Consider the following 15,786-nt stretch of genomic DNA (forward strand, 5'->3'; position numbering starts at 1 on the left):
AACAGAGGCTATGCAGGGGTTACGGCAAGATTCAGGCCGGTTGGCGCGATTATGGGCCACAAACATGACCTTTTTCTGCCGCGTGCGCAGATAAAGGGCAGCCGCGCGAGGCCCTCACCTCATCCCCGCGGCGGATCGAACGATACCGCGAAGCCATTGTCCAGCCAGCGAGTCACACGGCCCGTCAGGTCGCCCACGCTGACTGCCTCGCCAACGCGCGGGCGCTCCAGACAGGCAAAGGCCGCACCCGAAATCGACACGTCCACAAGGTCTGCCTGGATCAGCACGCCATCCTTCAGGCGGATTTTCACCCGCCCCGTTCCGGGCTTTCTGGGCGCGGCGCGGTCTTCTTCAAGGCCCAGGCGCTCCATATTGAAACGCCAGGTGATCGCATCACCCAGCCGGTCGCGCTTGCGCTGTGTCGCATTGAAGCGCACGGCAAAGCCGCGTGCACCGGCGCGAACCACATCGCCTTCCACCCGGCCAAGCCCGTCAAAAAGCATGACAACGCGCTCGCCGAGCGCTGGCGGGGCCTCGGCAGCGATTTTCGCGCCGCCCGGCGACACGTCGATGAGCGTGCAGGCAAATTCACCGCGTACCGGATCCAGAAAACGGCCCGGCAGGCGCAAGGGCACACGGCGGTGGCGGCGCTGCTCCTGCGCGCCGGCGGCCGCTATGCGTATCTTGCGCTTGTCCAGGCGCGAGCTCAGATCGGTGACAGGTCCCATGCCAGCCTCATTATCGGGGCAGGCAATCTAGGCCGTTGCTGGTTAAAATTTGGAGAAGCTAGAAGTCATTGGCCGCGCGCGCGGGCACACGGCTCTCGCGCAGCCCCCGGAAGACCTGTACCGAGCTTTCCGGCTCTACTGCCGGGCGCAGCTCTTTGAGTATATGGCGCACGGCGGGGCGGCCATCCAGGCTACGTCCCTGCAAGGGCTGGTAAAGCCCCAGGCACCGGTCCACCCAGCCTTCAGGCCCGCGAAGGGGAAGGAGCGCGATCTCCACCTCCACCGAACGCCCATCGAGCGAGGCCGCGTCGGCGAGCGCACAGGCAGGCGCCGGCACGCTCAAAGCGCCCTCGATAAGGGCTGTCATGTGCTGGCGGTCATGGCCGCGCCACAGGCCCAGAAAGTTCTGGTCCTTGAACTCGCGTGCGTGCATCTGGCACAGCGAGGTGCCCGCCAGGCGGAAAATATGATGATCGCGGTCCATCCGGCGCAGGATGAACAGATGGCTGAGCAGCCCCGCCAGATCGCGCGGCGCAATGTCTCCGCGCGTGGGCGCGGACCGGCCAAGCCTTCGCGCATCCCAGTACGCAAACAGCGTCTTTGTGTTGTCATGGCGCATCGGCAGCCCGTCCTCTTTAGTCCCTTTACGGGGAGCGCGTGTTCAGTCCTGCTTTCGGACAGGCGTGCTCCGTTCGGGGCGGGGGACTGCAAGCGGCTTGCCAAGTGCTTTTTTACGCCTCCTCATGAAACCGGCATCCTTCTTGCGGGGAAGCGCGCAAACAGACGGGAGTGACCCAATGGGCGTTTCAACTCGATACGCAAAAGCGCTTGGCGTAGTGATCGCGGCGACCTTTGCCAGCGCAGCCGCCACTGCCGCGCAGCATCATGCGCCGACGCCGGTATCACCGCCGCCGCCCAGCCATCATTGCTGCCAGCACGGGCATGGACCCCAGGTGCGCACGCCCTCGATCCGCATTGGCGGGCCATCGGTTCATATCGGCGGGCCGCGCATCAATATTGGCGGCGTCTATCTGAACAATCAGGTCAATGTGAACGTGAACGCCTCTGCCAGCGCCAGCGCGATGGCCGTTGCCGGCGCGCAGGCCAGCAACACCACGATCGTTTATGGCGGCGGGGGCGGCTTCATCTCGCGCGGGGTCGCTCCGGCGGCGACGGCCATTGCGGGCCTTGCGCTTGCCGATGAGTACGAGATGGAAGAGGAACATCTTTCGCGCTGGATAGAGGGCTGGCGCGTGGTGCGAGCGGTGTGCATCGATGACCGGGGCACGCCGCACCCGGCCTCGCGCCCCGAACGCGATGAGCGTGTGCGCGAAGGCTTTGAGGGCGAGATTTTCCGCTGCATGGCGGGTACCACGCTTCAGGCCACGCTGGGCAATCGCCTGGAAAGCGGCGCTGACAGTTTCGAGGATGGTCAGGTCATCCAGTGCCAGCGCGGCGATGCGCTGCGCTATGGGCGCGGCGGGGAGGTGTTCTGCGCCCCGGCAACGCCGATGCGCGACTGTAATGAGCGCTCGCTGCTACGCCTTTACGGGCCGGGCGTGCGCCTCGTCTATGTACGCTATGAGGAGCACTACACGGCCATGCGCGAGCGCCGCTCTGCGCGCCGCACCGCCACCGGCCTCAACCTGATGCTCGATGGCGGCGTCGGCGGGTATCACTGATCTGAAATCCTTCCCTCGCCCTTCGAGACGCTCACTGACGTTCGCCCTCAGGGTGAGGGAAGAAAGCAAATACCCCCTCATGCTGAGGAGCAGGCAAAGCCTGCGTCTCGAAGCACGAGGGGGTGGCGCCAAACCAAAAACACACCCCACCTGACCGGCCCCGGAGTTTTCCGGGGCCGCTTTTTTGCGTGCATTTCACACGGAACGGATGACTTGCCTCGCGCATTTCGCTAATGGACGTAAAATCCTTTTACTTATTCCATAGCGGAAATTTCCATGGATCGTATCGATGCCCTGCGCCTGTTTCAGGCCGTTGCCGAGCTGGAGAGCTTCACCCGCGCTGCCGAGCGCCACTCGCTGACCCCCGGCGCGGCGTCCAAACAGATCTCCGCGCTGGAGGAGCGCATGCAGGCGCGCCTGCTGGAGCGCACCACGCGCTCTGTCCGCCTGACCGATGCGGGCCGGGCATTGCTGGAGCGGGTGCGCCCCTGGCTGACCGAATATGAGGCGATCGAGCACGGCCTCGCCGCCGACAACGCGGCGGCGGCGGGTTTCCTGCGCGTGGCCGCGCCGGTGGATTTCGGCTCTGCCCGCCTGATCGAGCCGGTGACGGCCTTCATGGAGCAATGGCCCTCGGTGGAGGTGCGCCTCGATCTTTCTGACCGCATGGTCGATCTGGTGGATGAGGGCTATGACCTTGCCGTGCGGCTGGGCCATCTGCCGGATTCCAGCCTGATCGCCAAGCGCCTCGCCGACGCGCCAATGACGACGATTGCGAGCGCCGCCTGGCTGGAGGCTGAAGGGCGGCCCGCTCACCCGTCAGACCTCGCCCGCCATCCTTGCATCATTGACCGCAACCGGCCGGCGCCCAATCTGTGGCGGTTTGAAAAGGACGGGGTGAAAACCGATGTGAAGGTGGACGGGCGGCTATCCCTGAACGGTGCCAGCGCAGCGGTCGCTGCGGCCTGCGCCGGGGCGGGCGTGGCGTGCGTGCCGAGCTGGGCCGCACGGGCGGCCATCGCCGACGGGCGGGTAGTGTCCCTGATGGATGACTGGACGCCCGAAGCGCGCGAATTGTGGGCCGTGTTTCCGTCCAACCGCTATCTGGCCCACCGGGTGCGCTTGTTTGTGGATTTCCTGGCTGGCTGGTTCAAGGGAAGCGTCTGATATCATGAGCTTACGCATAGCCTTTATGGGAACGCCGGAATTTGCCGCGCGCTCGCTGGCCACAATCGCCGGGGCGGGCCATGAGATCGTACGCGTCTACACCCAGCCGCCCCGGCCCGCCGGGCGCGGTCAGAACCCGCGCAAAAGCCCGGTGCACGAACTGGCCGACGCCTTCGGTATCGAGGTGAAAACGCCCGAACGCTTCCGCGAGGCAGATGTGCTGGCAGACTTTGCTGCGCTCGATCTCGATGCCGCCTGCGTGGTCGCCTATGGCCAGATACTGCCGAAAGAGGCGCTGGAGGCGCCGCGCCTTGGCTGTCTCAACCTGCATGCCTCCCTCTTGCCGCGCTGGCGCGGGGCGGCCCCCATCCAGCGTGCCATTCAGGCGGGCGATGAGGTGACGGGCGTGCAGATCATGCAGATGGAGGAGGGGCTCGATACCGGCCCCATCCTGATGAGCGAGATCGTGCCGATAGCGCCCGACGACACCGCCGGCAGCCTGCATGACAAGCTGATGGAGACCGGCGCTGAGCTGTGGCCGCGTACGCTGGCGGCGCTGGAGCGCGGTTCGCTGCAGGCCGTGCCCCAGACGGACGAAGGCGTTACCTACGCGAAGAAGATCTCATCGGCAGAGGCGCGTATCGACTGGACGCGTCCCGCCGGTGAAGTCGGTGATCATATCCGGGGTCTGTCACCCTTTCCGGGGGCCTGGTTCAGCCTGGACACGCCAAAAGGCGCGGTGCGTGTGAAGGTCCATTTCGCTGAGCCTGAAAAGGGCGAGGGCGAGCCGGGCGAGGTGCTGGACGATTCCCTGCTCATCGCCTGCGGGCGTGGCGCGGTGCGCCTGACACGCTTGCAGCGCGAGGGAAAGGGCGTGATGGGCGCAGACGAATTCTTGCGTGGGACGGCGGTTCCTGCTGGCACGAAGCTTTAGGGATGCCGCGCTACCTCCTGACAATCGAATATGACGGCGGGCCGTTTGTCGGCTGGCAGCGCCAGGATAATGGCCTGTCAGTGCAGGAAGTGATGGAGCGCGCCGCCGATGCGCTGGAAGACGGCCGTCATGAGGTTTACGGGGCAGGGCGCACCGATTCCGGGGTCCATGCCCTCGCCATGACGGCCCATGTCGATTTTGCGAAAGACTGGCCGGCGGACGTGGTGCGCGATGCGCTGAACCACCATCTGCGCCCGCATCCGGTCTCGGTCCTGTCGGCGCAGGCCGTGAAGGATGATACCCATGCCCGCTTTTCTGCGGTGAAGCGCGGCTATGTCTACCGCATTATCGACCGGCGCGCGCCACTGGCGCTGGACGCGGGAAAGGCCTGGCAAGTGCGCGTGAAACTGGATGCGCAGGCCATGAACAAGGCTGCGCAATGCCTTGTGGGAACGCATGATTTCACGACGTTCCGCGATGCGCAGTGCCAAGCGGACAGTCCGGTAAAGTCGATCGGCCAGATCAGCGTGGAGCGGCGCGGCGAACTGATCGAGCTGAAGGTGGAGGCGATCAGCTTTTTACACCGCCAGATACGCTCCATCACCGGCTCGCTGGTGGAGGTGGGCCGTGGCCGCTGGAGCGTTGAGGATTTTCGCGATGCGCTGGAGGCGGCAGACCGCACGCGCTGTGGGCCGGTGGCGCCGCCGGACGGGCTCTATCTGGCCTTCGTCGATTACCCGCCAGAGGCGCTGGCAAACCCGTAGACGATCAGCGCATCAATGACGAGCGGGATGCAGGCCGCGCCCGCCGCCAGCCCCCAGTGCAGGTCCAGCGCGCCTGCAGCGACCCGCCAGTGCACCATGAGGCGCAAGATCTGGTAAAGCGCCAGCAAAAGGCCCAGAGCCTCGGCATTGGCAATGCCCGCCGCGGCCAGCAGCCAGAACAGGGCCTGCACGTGCAACAGCACGAATACCGCCCAGTTATGCACCACGACCCAGGCCGAAAACCCGCCCTTAAGGCCCAGCAGTTTCACCACCAGATAGGCGATGACCGGGAAGAGCAGCCAGATGCGCGCGTACTGGCCGATCGCATCGGTGAGGCTGATTTGCGCGTCGGCCCCGCCGGGCAGCTCTGCCAGTACGTGATTGGCCGATACCATCAGCAGGATGAAGGCGGGCAGGGCGTATATGACGGCCATGAAGGATCGGATAAATCCGTCCACTGACACGTCAAAATGCTGACGCCAGCCCTCCTTGAAGGCCAGCATCGCCCAGATGCCGCGCGTGCCCGACCGGATATCCGCAATCATTTCGCCCATCAGGCGAACACCTCGAAGTAGCGCGTCAGGATATCGTGGTAAATTTCTGTTAACACCTTGATATCGGCAACAGGCGTTTGCTCGTCAATCTGGTGCATGCTGGCGCCGACCAGCCCGAACTCGGCCACCGGCGCGTAATCCTTGATGAAGCGGGCGTCGGACGTGCCGCCGCTGGTGCTCAGCTCCGGCGAGATGCCGGTGCGGGCCAGGATCGCTTCGGCAAGCAACGCGGTGAAGGGGCCTTCCGGGGTCTGGAAGGCATCGCCAGTGACGGTGAGATCAGCTGAAATTATGCCGGTAAAGCCTTGCTGTGCCTTGGCAATTTCACCGCCGATCCAGCTTTTGAGCGCCTCGCCATCCTGCTCGGTGTTAAAGCGTATGTTGAACTTCGCCCGCGCCTCGCCGGGAATGACATTGTGGGCGGGATTGCCCACATCCACGCTGGTGACTTCGAGGTTGGAGGGCTGGAAATGAGCATTGCCCTCATCCAGCCTGCGCGCGGTCAGGGCGCGCAGCACCTCCATCAGGGCAGGGATCGGATTGATCGCGCGGTCCGGGTAGGCGACATGGCCCTGCCGTCCGGTCACGGTGATGACACCATTGAGAGAGCCGCGCCGGCCGATCTTCACCATATCGCCCAGCACTGTGCGGTTGGTCGGCTCGCCGACAAGGCAATGGCTGAAGCGTTCGCCTTGCGCTTCAAGCGCTTGCAGCATCTTCTTCGTGCCGTTGATGGCCGGGCCTTCCTCATCGCCAGTAATCAGGAAGGCGATGGAGCCTTTCGGCTTCGTGCCGTCCAGATAACGCGCCGTGGCCGCCACAAAGGCGGCAATCGCGCCCTTCATGTCCACCGCGCCGCGCCCGATCAGGGCTTCGCCATGCACCTCGCCCGCGAACGGCCCGGCGCTCCAGCTGGCCTCCTGACCAGCCGGCACCACATCGGTGTGGCCGGCAAAGCAGAAGACCGGATCGGCAGTGCCCAGGCGCGCATAGAGATTGTCCACCTCGCCAAACGGCATGCGCCGGCAGGCAAAACCCAGCGCGGTCAGCGCGGCCTGCAGCGTGTCCAGCGCGCCTTCATCGCGGGGCGTCACGGACGGTGCACGGATCAGCGCCTGTGCGAGCGGCAAGGGATTGGTCAGGGCAGTGTGGGTATCGGTCATGGCGCTGACATAATGCCAATCGCCAAGCCGCGCCAGACGCAGCTTAGCGCTCCGCTGCCCCTTCATCGTCCAGCAACGGGAAGGTGATGGCGACGCGGTGCCCGCCCTCTGGCTGGCTGGCTGCTTCGGCGGTGCCGCCCAGTTGGCGCGCAAAGGCGTTGAACAGGGCGCCGCCCACGCCCTTCCGGCCGGGTTCTGGTGCGGCCGTAGCGCCCACGCCGTTATCGCTGATCCGGGCGGTGAGGTTGCGCGCGCCGTCAAGCTGCACCGAAACCGTCAACCGGCCTGTTTCGCGTCCGTCAAAGGCGTGCTTGTAGGCGTTGGTCATCGCTTCGGTCACGAACAGGGCCAGAGGGATGCATCGTTCTGCGCCCAGATGGACCGGTTCGATTTCGGTCACCAGTTCAAGCGTGCGCTCCTCGCCACCGACAGCGGCGTGGGTGAGCGTGCACAGCTCCTCGAAGAAGGTTTTGAGATTGATCTTCGCAAAATCACCCGCCTCATACAGGCTGCGGTGAACAAGCGCGAGCGCGTTGATGCGCGACTGCGCATCGGCAAGCACCTTGGCCGCCTTCGGATCGTCAATTGCGCGCATCTGCAGATTGATAAGGCTGGTAATGATTTGCAGGTTGTTTTTCACTCGGTGATGCACCTCTTTGAGGAGCATCTCCTGATAGGCAAGGCTGCGGGTGAGGGCCTCGTCACGGTCTGCAATGGAGCTGGCCATGGAATCGAACCCGGCCGCCAGTTCCCGCAATTCTCCCGGCGCGCGCCGGGCGCGATGCGGGCGCACGGAATAGCGTCCCTTCCCGTAGGCGGCCGTCACGCGTTGCAGATAGCGCAGCCAGCGCAATATCATCACATCCGTCGCGACCCAGATGACTGTCCCGGCCAGCACCAGCATCAGCAAGGGCAGCAGAATCGTCCCGGTCACGTCTACCAGTGCGAAATCGACAAATTCCGGCGCGCTTTCGGCCAGAAGGGCGTAAAGCTCCGTGGTCACCAGCGGCACCAGTACGAACTGGCGCGGCGCGCCGTCCGGTCCTGCGCCGGTAAACCGGGCGCTGCCGGTCTCGGCTGCCTCTGCCATCAGGTCCGCATCGACACGCGCCAGTCCCATGTCGCGGCTTTCAGTCAGCACGCGGCCCTCGCGGTCCACGATTGCCGCGCGCGCTTCTCCTGCCTGTTCACGGCCCAGATCTTCAAGCGCACTCAGGCGGATACCCGTCGCCAGCGCGCCGGTGAAGCTGCCTTCCGGCTCAAACACCGGGCTGACGGCACGGATGACGGCCTGATTGGTAATCGGGTCAATCTCCAGCGCGCCGACAATGAACCGTCCGCTATCGCGCGCTTCGGCGAACCAGCGCGCCTCGTCAAAGCGGACGGCATCGCTTAACGGTTCTGCCGAGCAGGCGACCACGCCGCGCGCATTGACCCGCACCAGGTTGGAGTAGGCTGGCTGGTCGGCCAGTGCCTGAGCGAGAGACCGCGCACACAAGGCCCCGCCCAGACGTACAGGCGCCTGCTGGGCAAGCGCGCTCATCATGCTGCCGGCCCCCAGGATCAGCTGACGCTGGCTTTGCGCGGTAAGCTGCGCGCGTGCCGCCAGCAATTCGCGCTGATTGTCGCGGGCGGTCTCGAAGCGCGACTGGGTGTAAAGGGCGCTCAGCGTGAGAATGGGAATGAGCGCGAGCACGATAACAGCCAGCATGCGCGCGCGCAGGCCCGCGCGCCAGCGCCCGTCCGCTGCCGCAGAGGCCGCGTCCGGCTCAGCCTGTGAGGCGTTCGGCGCTCGCGTTGCGGATGTGGTCAACAATATCCTCCGCCGCCTTCGCCGCCCCGCCCGGAGACGCTTTCAGGCACTCGCCCGTGCTCATGCGTTTTTCCAGCGCGGCCCGCCCGCGGCTCACCCGGCTCTTGACCGTGCCCACCGCACAGCCACACACCTCGGCTGCTTCCTCATAGCTCAAACCGCCCGCGCCGACGAGCACCAGTGCTTCACGTTGCTCATCGGGGATGTCCAGCAGCGCCCGCCGCACATCGTCCAGCTGAAGCGCCCAGCTTTGCTGTTCGCCCGATACGGCCGCGTTCTCGGGAATTTCACCGCCCTGTTCCTGCTTGCGCCAGGCGCGGCGGCGTTCCGAATAGAAATGATTGCGCAATATGCGGAATGTCCAGGCACGCATCGACGACCCGTCTTCGAAGCGTTCGCGATGGGTCCACGCCTTGATCAGGGTTTCCTGGACCAGATCGTCGGCTTCTGGCCGGTTCCCGCACAGGGAGCGTGCGAACGCGCGCAAATGCGGAATGGCATCGGTCAGTTCCTGCTGGAAAACGGCCATGGCGGCTGCGTCATCATGCGCGGTCATCGTTACCGTCCCGCCCGCTCGCGCCGTCTTCGGCAGTATCCTCAGTTTCATCACCGGGTTGCTGCGCCGCTGCCGACTTGCGCGCCAGCGCTGCCATCAGTTCGGTGAGCGTATCCGGCACGGGCTCGCTGGTGACCGAGTCATAATAGGCACGCAGCTGGTCACCGAGTACGCGGCGCCGCGCGCTCTGTCCGGCCTCGGCCCGGTCGCGCGTGCCTCTGGCTGGATCTGGCATGTGGTCCTTCGCATTCTGGGACATCGGATCGGCACCCGTGCTTTAGCGTTGAAATCCGCCAGTCCGGCGATAGCTCAGATGTCCAACGCATCATGAAATCATGCGGTTCCCCCGCATCGGCACGTCAGGCCACTGCACGGCGCCGGAACCGTCATCCGCGCATGTGCGTTTTCCGGGTCACGCAAGGCCTTGCGCGAGTGCGCCAGGCCCTGTGCGCGAGAAGGACGGGACACATGAATATCGACAAACTTTCCGCCCATCTGCCGTATCTGCGCCGCTATGCGCGTGCCCTTGCGGGCGAGCAGCAACGCGGTGATGTCCTTGTTCAACGCGCCCTGGAAGGCGCGGTGACGGGCAATGTCAGGCTCAACAGCGACTGGCCGGAGCGCATTGCGCTGTTCCGGGCTTTTCATGATGCCGCGCCGGAAGTGGACATGATCGGCGCGCAAGCCCGGCGCGGTCCGGATTCCCGCCTGCAACGCCTTGAGGCGAAGGCGCGTCAGGCGCTGCTTCTGACGGCGATGGAAGGCTTCACGCCGCAGGAGGCCGGCCAGGTCCTGGCCCTGCCTGAAACCGAGGTCGAAGCTCTGGTTGCCCGTGCGCACCAGGATATCGAGCTGGCCTTGAAAACGCGCGTGCTGATCATCGAGGATGAGCCGGTCATCGCTGCGGATATTGAAGCCATTGTCGGCGACCTTGGCCACGAAGTCTGCGCAATTGCCACCACGCGGTCAGAAGCGACTGCCGAGGCCGCGCGCCATCAGCCCGGCCTGGTACTGGCCGACATCCAGCTGGCCGATAACTCCTCGGGCATTGATGCGGCGAACGATATCCTCGTTGATCTTCCCGTGCCGGTGATCTTCATCACCGCCTACCCGGAACGCCTTCTCACCGGCGAGCGCCCGGAGCCGGCCTTCCTCATCACCAAGCCCTTCCTGCCCAATGCGGTGAAGGCAGCCATCTCCCAGGCCCTGTTCTTTGAAGAGGATGCTGCTCCCGCGCCGCACCGTGCCCAGGCCTGAAGAGGGCTACTCCGGGCATGTGCGAAAAGGCTCTGCCATTTTCACGGGCAGGCGCTTGCCAAGCCCGCACCTCGCGGCTAGTTTCGCGCGCCTTGACGAGAGGGCTTTGCCCGCCGGTCAGACAGCGCGCCCGTAGCTCAGCTGGATAGAGCACCAGACTACGAATCTGGGGGTCAGGAGTTCGAATCTCTTCGGGCGCGCCATTACTTAGCTCAAATCAGACAGGGCCGGTCTACTGCCCGGTTTACATTGGGCGCGCTACTTGTTGCCTGCCTGTTCCGCTTGGGCCCGCTGAAGACGCTCCACGCCGGACAGGATTATGGCCTCCCGGCTGACATAGCGGCGGCGCATATCGGCCACCCGTTTCTCGCTCCAGCCGAGGATATCTGCCAGCTCGCGGTGATCTAGCCCCGCCAGGCAGAGCGTGGTGGCCGCCGTGCCGCGCAGATCATGGAAGCGTTTGCCGCTGATCTTCGCCTTCTCCTTCGCCTTCCCAAACTGTGTCTTGAAGCCGCTCGCCGTCCAGGGGTGGTTGCGCGTGTTGAGCAGGATCTGCACGCCCTTCTTCGGCGTGGCGCCCAGCAGCTGGCGGGCCGGTCGACTGTGATCCTGGAGCTGGGGGACGGGCAAGGCCCGGCACGCATCCGCCATGGCTGGGCCGACTCCCCGATCCTCAATCTCTATGACGAGGCCGGCCTGCCCGCCGGTCCCTTCGAGCTTGAGCTGGAGTAAAAGGCAGCCGGACCTGCCTTTCTGCCGATTAGGTTCTCCGGGCCATTGCCGGCCAGCAATGTCCTGATCAGGATAACTTGTCCTGATCGGGATCGTGTGCCTATGATCTCCGGCAAAGCCATATGACCGCGAAGTCGGGAGGGGAGAATGCCGGTGACAATGAAAACAGCGCGGATATCCGCCAGCGCACGCATGCTGCATGAGACACTGATCTGCCTTTGCGTGGCGGCCGCATTTCTGGCCGTAATCCCGCTCGGCGCGTTCGCCAATACACCAGGCACAACCCCCGGCGGCGTCAGCTACACGGCCCCTGAGGACTGGGATGTCCGTTCCGAAGGAGCGCTTACCGTTCTGGCTGCGCCTGCAGATGAACTGCTCGTGGCGCTGGCCGATGTGGGCGAGGCGGCGAGCGCGTCTGACGCTGTTCTGGCGGCCTGGGCGCTCTTCGACCCGGATGCCGACTACCCGGTGCGCCTTGAAACAGCAGCCAGCCCCCGGGAAGGGTGGGAGGCACGCGTCGGCATTTCCTATGACATTCCGCCCAATGACCGGCTCGCTGTGCAGGCGCTGGCACTGCGGCGCGGCGGGTCGTGGACCGTAATGATCGTGCGGGGCTCGCAAGCCGCGCAGGGGCGGCGCTCTGCTGCAGTCTCCCTGATCCAGCAGAGCCTGCGTCCGGCCGGTTATGAGCGTGAAAGCTTTGCGGGGCGGACCCCCAACGCGCTGACGCCCGAGCGTATCGGGCTGCTGCGCGATTTTGTAGCCGAGGCCATGGATGCGCTTGACGTTCCAGGTGTTGGTCTGGCGCTGATTGATGGCGGGGAAATTGTCTGGCAGGGCGGTCTTGGCGTACGCCAGCTTGGCGCTGATGATCCGGTGACGGCAGACACACGCTTCATGATCGCGTCCAATACCAAGGGTATGGTGACCCTTCTGCTGGCAACGCTGGCCGATGAAGGCGCGCTGGAATGGGACCAGCCTGTCACCGAGGTCTATCCCGAATTCCGGCTGGGCAGCGATGAGACCACAAACGCCACTTTGATGCGCCATCTGGTGTGCGCCTGTACCGGTTTGCCGCGCAAGGATTTCGGCTTCATCCTGGTGGAGCCGGGTGCTCCGGCCACCGAGACTTTCCGCCAGCTTGCCGAGACCCAGCCGACCAGCGGATTTGGTGAGCTGTTCCAGTATAATAACCTGCTTGTCTCCGCAGCCGGTTATATCGGCGGCGCGCTTGCCTACCCGGATATGGAACTGGGGGCGGCGTTTGATCTGGCCATGGAAACGCGAGTCTTCGCACCGGCGGGGATGTATCGTTCCGGTTTTGACTTTGCAGAGGCGATGCAGGGCGACTGGGCGCGCCCGCACGGACGCAATATCGACGGCGAGGTTGTCGAGATCAGCAATGCGTTCAACCAATCCATCATCACCCACCGGCCGGCAGGAGGCGCCTGGTCGACGCCAGCCGACATGGCCCGCTATGTCCAGCTCGAGCTGTCGGGAGGCCTGACATCCGAAGGCCAGCGCGTGGTGTCCGAAGCCAATCTGATGGAGCGCCGTGTGCGTAACGTGCCGACCGGTGAGGACAGCTGGTATGGCATGGGTCTGTTCGACGAGATCGCCTGGGGCGTTCCCGTTGTCAGCCATGGCGGTACGCTGCTGGGCTATCGCAGCAATTTCTATCTTCTTCCCGAAGCAGGTATCGGTGCGGTCGTCCTGACCAATTCCGATGAAGGCGCGGTCATGCTGCGGCCCTTCCTGCGCCGTCTGATGGAAGTGGTCTATGACGGCGAACCGCAGGCCATGAATGACATCACGGCGGCAGTTGAGCGGATGGCCCGGCAGAGCGATGCGCGCCGCGCGACGTTGACAGTACCGGGTGACCCGGCCGTGCTGGATGCCCTCGCAGCGCAATATCACAATGCCGAAACCGGATATATCACCATCCGTGATGTGGACGGGGAGACCTGGCTGCGGGCCGGTGCGATCGAGGGTCCGGTCGCCACCCGGAACAATGCTGACGGCACGGTGTCGCTCGTCACGGTCGGGGCCGGGGCTATCGGGCTGGAAGCCGTGATCGGCGAGCAGGACGGCGTGCCGACCCTGACGGTACGCGATAGCCAGCACGAGTATGTCTATCGCGCTCGGCAATAGACCTTGAAGCCCGGACCGGCATGGCGGCCCCGCCATGCCGGTCTGCCGCGTTCTGTTTCCCCGTCGGCGCGCTATATTGGATGAGCGGGATGTAAGCGTCCCGCGATTGCGCTGTGACGGACACCGCCCTGATGCCCGAGGCTTTTCTTGCCGCTGAGCCTGCCTTGCGTCTGATCGCCTTTGCCGGCGTGCTGGGTTTGATGATGGTGTGGGAGCTGGCTGCACCGCGCCGCAGACGGGAAATTCCCCGCCTTGTGCGCTGGAGCAATAATCTGGCACTCGTCGCGCTTGATACCGCGATTTTGCGCCTGGCCTTCCCGCTGCTGGCGGTCGCGTTAGCCGTTTGGGCCGAAGGGGCGGGCTGGGGCCTGTTCAACGTGCTGGATGCGCCATTGTGGCTGTCCCTGCCACTATCCCTCCTGGTGCTGGATCTGGCGGTCTATGGCCAGCACGTGATGTTCCATAAAGTGCCGGTGCTGTGGCGCTTTCACCGCATGCATCACGCCGATCTGGAGTTCGATGTAACCACGGGGCTGCGCTTTCACCCCGGCGAGATCGTGGTGTCCATGATTATCAAGCTGGCGGCAGTGGCGCTGCTCGGCGCGCCTGCGCTTGCCGTGCTGGCGTTCGAGGTGCTGCTGAACGCCACCTCCATGTTCAACCATTCCAACATCCGCCTGCCACTGAAGCTGGATCGAGTTTTACGCCTGTTCGTGGTGACGCCGGACATGCACCGCGTCCATCACTCGGTCCTGCGCCACGAGACTGACAGCAATTATGGTTTCAACCTGCCCTGGTGGGACCGCCTTTTTGGGACTTACCGTGCACAGCCCGAATCCGGACATGATGCGATGATCATCGGTATCGGAGAGTTCCGCTCCCGCCGCGATCTCTGGCTGGACCGCATGCTGATGCAGCCGTTTCGGGGAAAGCCAGGTCAGACATCGGCAGAGCGGTAGCGACAGCACGCCCGGGCTTCATGCGCCCGGTGCCCGCCGCGAGTGCGCCCGATCCCAGTTGACTCCACAAACTTTGTAACGCAAAGTTATTTGCATAAATGCCTGAGCTCCAACATTACGAAAATGTATCGTAAAGGGTGCTTTACACGCATTGGCGCAGGGTCTACCGCTTGTGCGACAAACGCGCATCAGGGCGCAGGGACGGGCAGGGGACAAGCCAGATGAATGATGATCGCCGGGACAAATTGCGGTCCTTGAGCATTGACCGGGATGATGACGAGCGCCGCGGGGGCGGCGTGTCGCCTGTGGTGCTGTTGAGTGCAATGCTGGTGTCGGCGGCCATTGCCGCTGGCGCGGTCTGGTTCGTCATGCAGGGCGATACCGGCAATGCGGCGCCACAGCAGCAGACGCAGACCAGTACCCCGCCTGCCAGTACCGGTCAGGCGTCGACCCAGACCACCGCGACTGCGTCCGGGACGGCGCCGGCGGCCACCACCACTCCGCGTGTGCCGCGCGCATCGGGGCTTGTGGCCTCCGGCTACGTGACGGCGCGGCGCCAGGCGACGGTTTCTGCCGAGATCACCGGGCGCATTGCCGAGGTGCTGGTGGAAGAGGGGGCCCAGGTGGAGGCCGGAGAGGTGCTGGCGCGGCTCGATGATACGCGGGCCAATCTCGACCTTGAACTGATCGACTCCCAGATCGCGGCCGCGGAAGCGCGCGTGCGCTCACTGGAATTTCAGGCGCGCGAGGCGCGCACCGTGACAAACCGCGCTTCCAGCCTGTTTGAACGCGAGATCGCATCCGAAGCGGCATTGACCGCGGCACAGGCCCAGCAATCCAGCCTGGAGGCGCAGTTGCGCGCCGCGCGCGCCGAGCTGGACAGTGCCCGCGTGCGCCGGACCAGCCAGGTCGATCTTATCGCCCGTCATGTCGTGCGCGCACCCTTTGCCGGCGTCGTGATCGCGAAGAATGCGCAAGTTGGCGAGATCCTCTTTCCGGGCTCGGCAGGCGGCGGGTTCACCCGTACCGGTGTCGCAACCCTGGTGGATATGGCATCGCTGGAAATCGAGGTTGATGTGAATGAGGGCCAGATCCAGCGCGTCACGCCCGGCCAGCGGGTCGAGGCGGTGCTGGATGCCTATCCGGACTGGCGCATTCCCGCCCGTGTCGAGGCGATCATTCCAACCGCAGACCGCAGCCGCGCCACCATCCAGGTGCGTGTGGCCCTGGACGAGCGCGACGCCCGTGTCCTGCCGGACATGGCTGCCCGCGTGACCTTTATCGAATGATGACGGCCCAAGGCTGGGGCTGAACTTGAAGGACAGG

Annotated in this window: 17 protein-coding genes and 1 tRNA gene; 10 read left to right on the forward strand and 8 right to left on the reverse strand. The window is 64.7% G+C overall.

Annotated features, from left to right (window positions below; translation table 11 throughout):
• Nucleotides 1-119: 119 nt before the first annotated feature.
• Nucleotides 120-728, reverse strand: coding sequence for a PilZ domain-containing protein (locus tag IEV75_RS06025; RefSeq protein ID WP_188451646.1), 609 nt, complete (start codon nucleotides 726-728; stop codon nucleotides 120-122).
• A 58-nt stretch (nucleotides 729-786) separates the two neighbouring features.
• Nucleotides 787-1,347, reverse strand: coding sequence for a PAS domain-containing protein (locus IEV75_RS06030; protein WP_188451647.1), 561 nt, complete (start codon nucleotides 1,345-1,347; stop codon nucleotides 787-789).
• 178 nt (nucleotides 1,348-1,525) lie between these two features.
• Between IEV75_RS06030 and IEV75_RS06035 the strand changes: the two genes are divergently transcribed.
• The 4 genes from IEV75_RS06035 (at nucleotide 1,526) to truA (ending at nucleotide 5,275) form a co-directional block, all read left to right on the forward strand.
• Entirely contained in the window at nucleotides 1,526-2,410 is an 885-nt protein-coding gene (locus tag IEV75_RS06035; protein ID WP_188451648.1) for a hypothetical protein, read from the forward strand.
• Between the two features lie 276 nt (nucleotides 2,411-2,686).
• Complete coding sequence (locus IEV75_RS06040; RefSeq protein ID WP_188451649.1) at nucleotides 2,687-3,577, forward strand: LysR family transcriptional regulator; 891 nt, start codon at nucleotides 2,687-2,689, stop codon at nucleotides 3,575-3,577.
• A gap of 4 nt (nucleotides 3,578-3,581) precedes the next feature.
• Complete coding sequence (fmt, locus tag IEV75_RS06045) at nucleotides 3,582-4,511, forward strand: methionyl-tRNA formyltransferase (protein WP_188451650.1); 930 nt, start codon at nucleotides 3,582-3,584, stop codon at nucleotides 4,509-4,511.
• Nucleotides 4,512-4,513: 2 nt separating this feature from the next.
• Nucleotides 4,514-5,275 (forward strand): tRNA pseudouridine(38-40) synthase TruA, encoded by a 762-nt coding sequence (truA, locus tag IEV75_RS06050; protein WP_188451651.1) that lies wholly within the window; start codon nucleotides 4,514-4,516, stop codon nucleotides 5,273-5,275.
• Here truA and IEV75_RS06055 read toward each other — a convergent pair.
• From IEV75_RS06055 to IEV75_RS06075, 5 genes are read right to left on the reverse strand one after another with little or no spacing between them, the layout of a single operon-like run.
• Nucleotides 5,245-5,829 carry a hypothetical protein gene (locus IEV75_RS06055; protein WP_188451652.1) on the reverse strand — a complete coding sequence of 195 codons (585 nt, stop codon included), beginning with the start codon at nucleotides 5,827-5,829 and terminating at the stop codon, nucleotides 5,245-5,247. The two genes, truA and IEV75_RS06055, sit on opposite strands and share 31 nt — an antisense overlap.
• Nucleotides 5,829-6,992 (reverse strand): succinyl-diaminopimelate desuccinylase, encoded by a 1,164-nt coding sequence (gene dapE / locus IEV75_RS06060; RefSeq protein WP_188451653.1) that lies wholly within the window; start codon nucleotides 6,990-6,992, stop codon nucleotides 5,829-5,831. The genes IEV75_RS06055 and dapE overlap by 1 nt, the downstream gene beginning before the upstream one ends.
• 43 nt (nucleotides 6,993-7,035) lie before the next feature.
• Complete coding sequence (locus IEV75_RS06065) at nucleotides 7,036-8,805, reverse strand: sensor histidine kinase (protein ID WP_188451654.1); 1,770 nt, start codon at nucleotides 8,803-8,805, stop codon at nucleotides 7,036-7,038.
• Entirely contained in the window at nucleotides 8,762-9,361 is a 600-nt protein-coding gene (locus tag IEV75_RS06070) for a sigma-70 family RNA polymerase sigma factor (protein WP_188451655.1), read from the reverse strand. The genes IEV75_RS06065 and IEV75_RS06070 overlap by 44 nt, the downstream gene beginning before the upstream one ends.
• Nucleotides 9,348-9,620, reverse strand: a complete 273-nt coding sequence (locus IEV75_RS06075) for a NepR family anti-sigma factor (RefSeq protein ID WP_188451656.1) — start codon at nucleotides 9,618-9,620, stop codon at nucleotides 9,348-9,350. Before IEV75_RS06075 ends, IEV75_RS06070 begins: the two co-directional genes overlap by 14 nt.
• 209 nt (nucleotides 9,621-9,829) lie before the next feature.
• Between IEV75_RS06075 and IEV75_RS06080 the strand changes: the two genes are divergently transcribed.
• Together IEV75_RS06080 and IEV75_RS06085 are read left to right on the forward strand one after the other, a co-directional pair.
• Nucleotides 9,830-10,618, forward strand: coding sequence for a response regulator (locus IEV75_RS06080; protein WP_188451657.1), 789 nt, complete (start codon nucleotides 9,830-9,832; stop codon nucleotides 10,616-10,618).
• A 126-nt stretch (nucleotides 10,619-10,744) separates the two neighbouring features.
• A tRNA-Arg gene (locus IEV75_RS06085) sits at nucleotides 10,745-10,821 on the forward strand.
• A 55-nt stretch (nucleotides 10,822-10,876) separates the two neighbouring features.
• On the opposite strand, the gene IEV75_RS06090 is transcribed toward IEV75_RS06085, so the two are convergent.
• Nucleotides 10,877-11,176, reverse strand: coding sequence for a tyrosine-type recombinase/integrase (locus tag IEV75_RS06090; protein ID WP_188451658.1), 300 nt, complete (start codon nucleotides 11,174-11,176; stop codon nucleotides 10,877-10,879).
• Nucleotides 11,177-11,221: 45 nt separating this feature from the next.
• Here IEV75_RS06090 and IEV75_RS13955 point away from each other — a divergent pair, with 45 nt between their 5' ends.
• From IEV75_RS13955 to IEV75_RS06105, 4 genes are all read left to right on the forward strand, one after another.
• Nucleotides 11,222-11,350 (forward strand): hypothetical protein, encoded by a 129-nt coding sequence (locus IEV75_RS13955; RefSeq protein WP_267905768.1) that lies wholly within the window; start codon nucleotides 11,222-11,224, stop codon nucleotides 11,348-11,350.
• A 159-nt stretch (nucleotides 11,351-11,509) separates the two neighbouring features.
• Nucleotides 11,510-13,501 carry a serine hydrolase domain-containing protein gene (locus IEV75_RS06095; protein ID WP_233351782.1) on the forward strand — a complete coding sequence of 664 codons (1,992 nt, stop codon included), beginning with the start codon at nucleotides 11,510-11,512 and terminating at the stop codon, nucleotides 13,499-13,501.
• A 131-nt stretch (nucleotides 13,502-13,632) separates the two neighbouring features.
• Nucleotides 13,633-14,460 carry a sterol desaturase family protein gene (locus IEV75_RS06100; protein ID WP_188451660.1) on the forward strand — a complete coding sequence of 276 codons (828 nt, stop codon included), beginning with the start codon at nucleotides 13,633-13,635 and terminating at the stop codon, nucleotides 14,458-14,460.
• Nucleotides 14,461-14,681: 221 nt separating this feature from the next.
• Nucleotides 14,682-15,749, forward strand: coding sequence for an efflux RND transporter periplasmic adaptor subunit (locus IEV75_RS06105; RefSeq protein WP_188451661.1), 1,068 nt, complete (start codon nucleotides 14,682-14,684; stop codon nucleotides 15,747-15,749).
• Nucleotides 15,750-15,786: the final 37 nt, after the last annotated feature.

It is taken from the genome of Glycocaulis albus (assembly GCF_014639075.1).
GTDB classification, from domain to species: domain Bacteria; phylum Pseudomonadota; class Alphaproteobacteria; order Caulobacterales; family Maricaulaceae; genus Glycocaulis; species Glycocaulis albus.

Coding starts and splice junctions, on each gene's coding strand:
- IEV75_RS06025 (WP_188451646.1), bottom strand. CDS start 728: ATGGGACCTGTCACCGATCTGAGCTCGCGCCTGGACAAGCGCAAGATA.
- IEV75_RS06030 (WP_188451647.1), bottom strand. CDS start 1,347: ATGCGCCATGACAACACAAAGACGCTGTTTGCGTACTGGGATGCGCGA.
- IEV75_RS06035 (WP_188451648.1), top strand. CDS start 1,526: ATGGGCGTTTCAACTCGATACGCAAAAGCGCTTGGCGTAGTGATCGCG.
- IEV75_RS06040 (WP_188451649.1), top strand. CDS start 2,687: ATGGATCGTATCGATGCCCTGCGCCTGTTTCAGGCCGTTGCCGAGCTG.
- fmt (WP_188451650.1), top strand. CDS start 3,582: ATGAGCTTACGCATAGCCTTTATGGGAACGCCGGAATTTGCCGCGCGC.
- truA (WP_188451651.1), top strand. CDS start 4,514: ATGCCGCGCTACCTCCTGACAATCGAATATGACGGCGGGCCGTTTGTC.
- IEV75_RS06055 (WP_188451652.1), bottom strand. CDS start 5,829: ATGGGCGAAATGATTGCGGATATCCGGTCGGGCACGCGCGGCATCTGG.
- dapE (WP_188451653.1), bottom strand. CDS start 6,992: ATGACCGATACCCACACTGCCCTGACCAATCCCTTGCCGCTCGCACAG.
- IEV75_RS06070 (WP_188451655.1), bottom strand. CDS start 9,361: ATGACCGCGCATGATGACGCAGCCGCCATGGCCGTTTTCCAGCAGGAA.
- IEV75_RS06075 (WP_188451656.1), bottom strand. CDS start 9,620: ATGTCCCAGAATGCGAAGGACCACATGCCAGATCCAGCCAGAGGCACG.
- IEV75_RS06080 (WP_188451657.1), top strand. CDS start 9,830: ATGAATATCGACAAACTTTCCGCCCATCTGCCGTATCTGCGCCGCTAT.
- IEV75_RS06095 (WP_233351782.1), top strand. CDS start 11,510: ATGAAAACAGCGCGGATATCCGCCAGCGCACGCATGCTGCATGAGACA.
- IEV75_RS06100 (WP_188451660.1), top strand. CDS start 13,633: ATGCCCGAGGCTTTTCTTGCCGCTGAGCCTGCCTTGCGTCTGATCGCC.
- IEV75_RS06105 (WP_188451661.1), top strand. CDS start 14,682: ATGAATGATGATCGCCGGGACAAATTGCGGTCCTTGAGCATTGACCGG.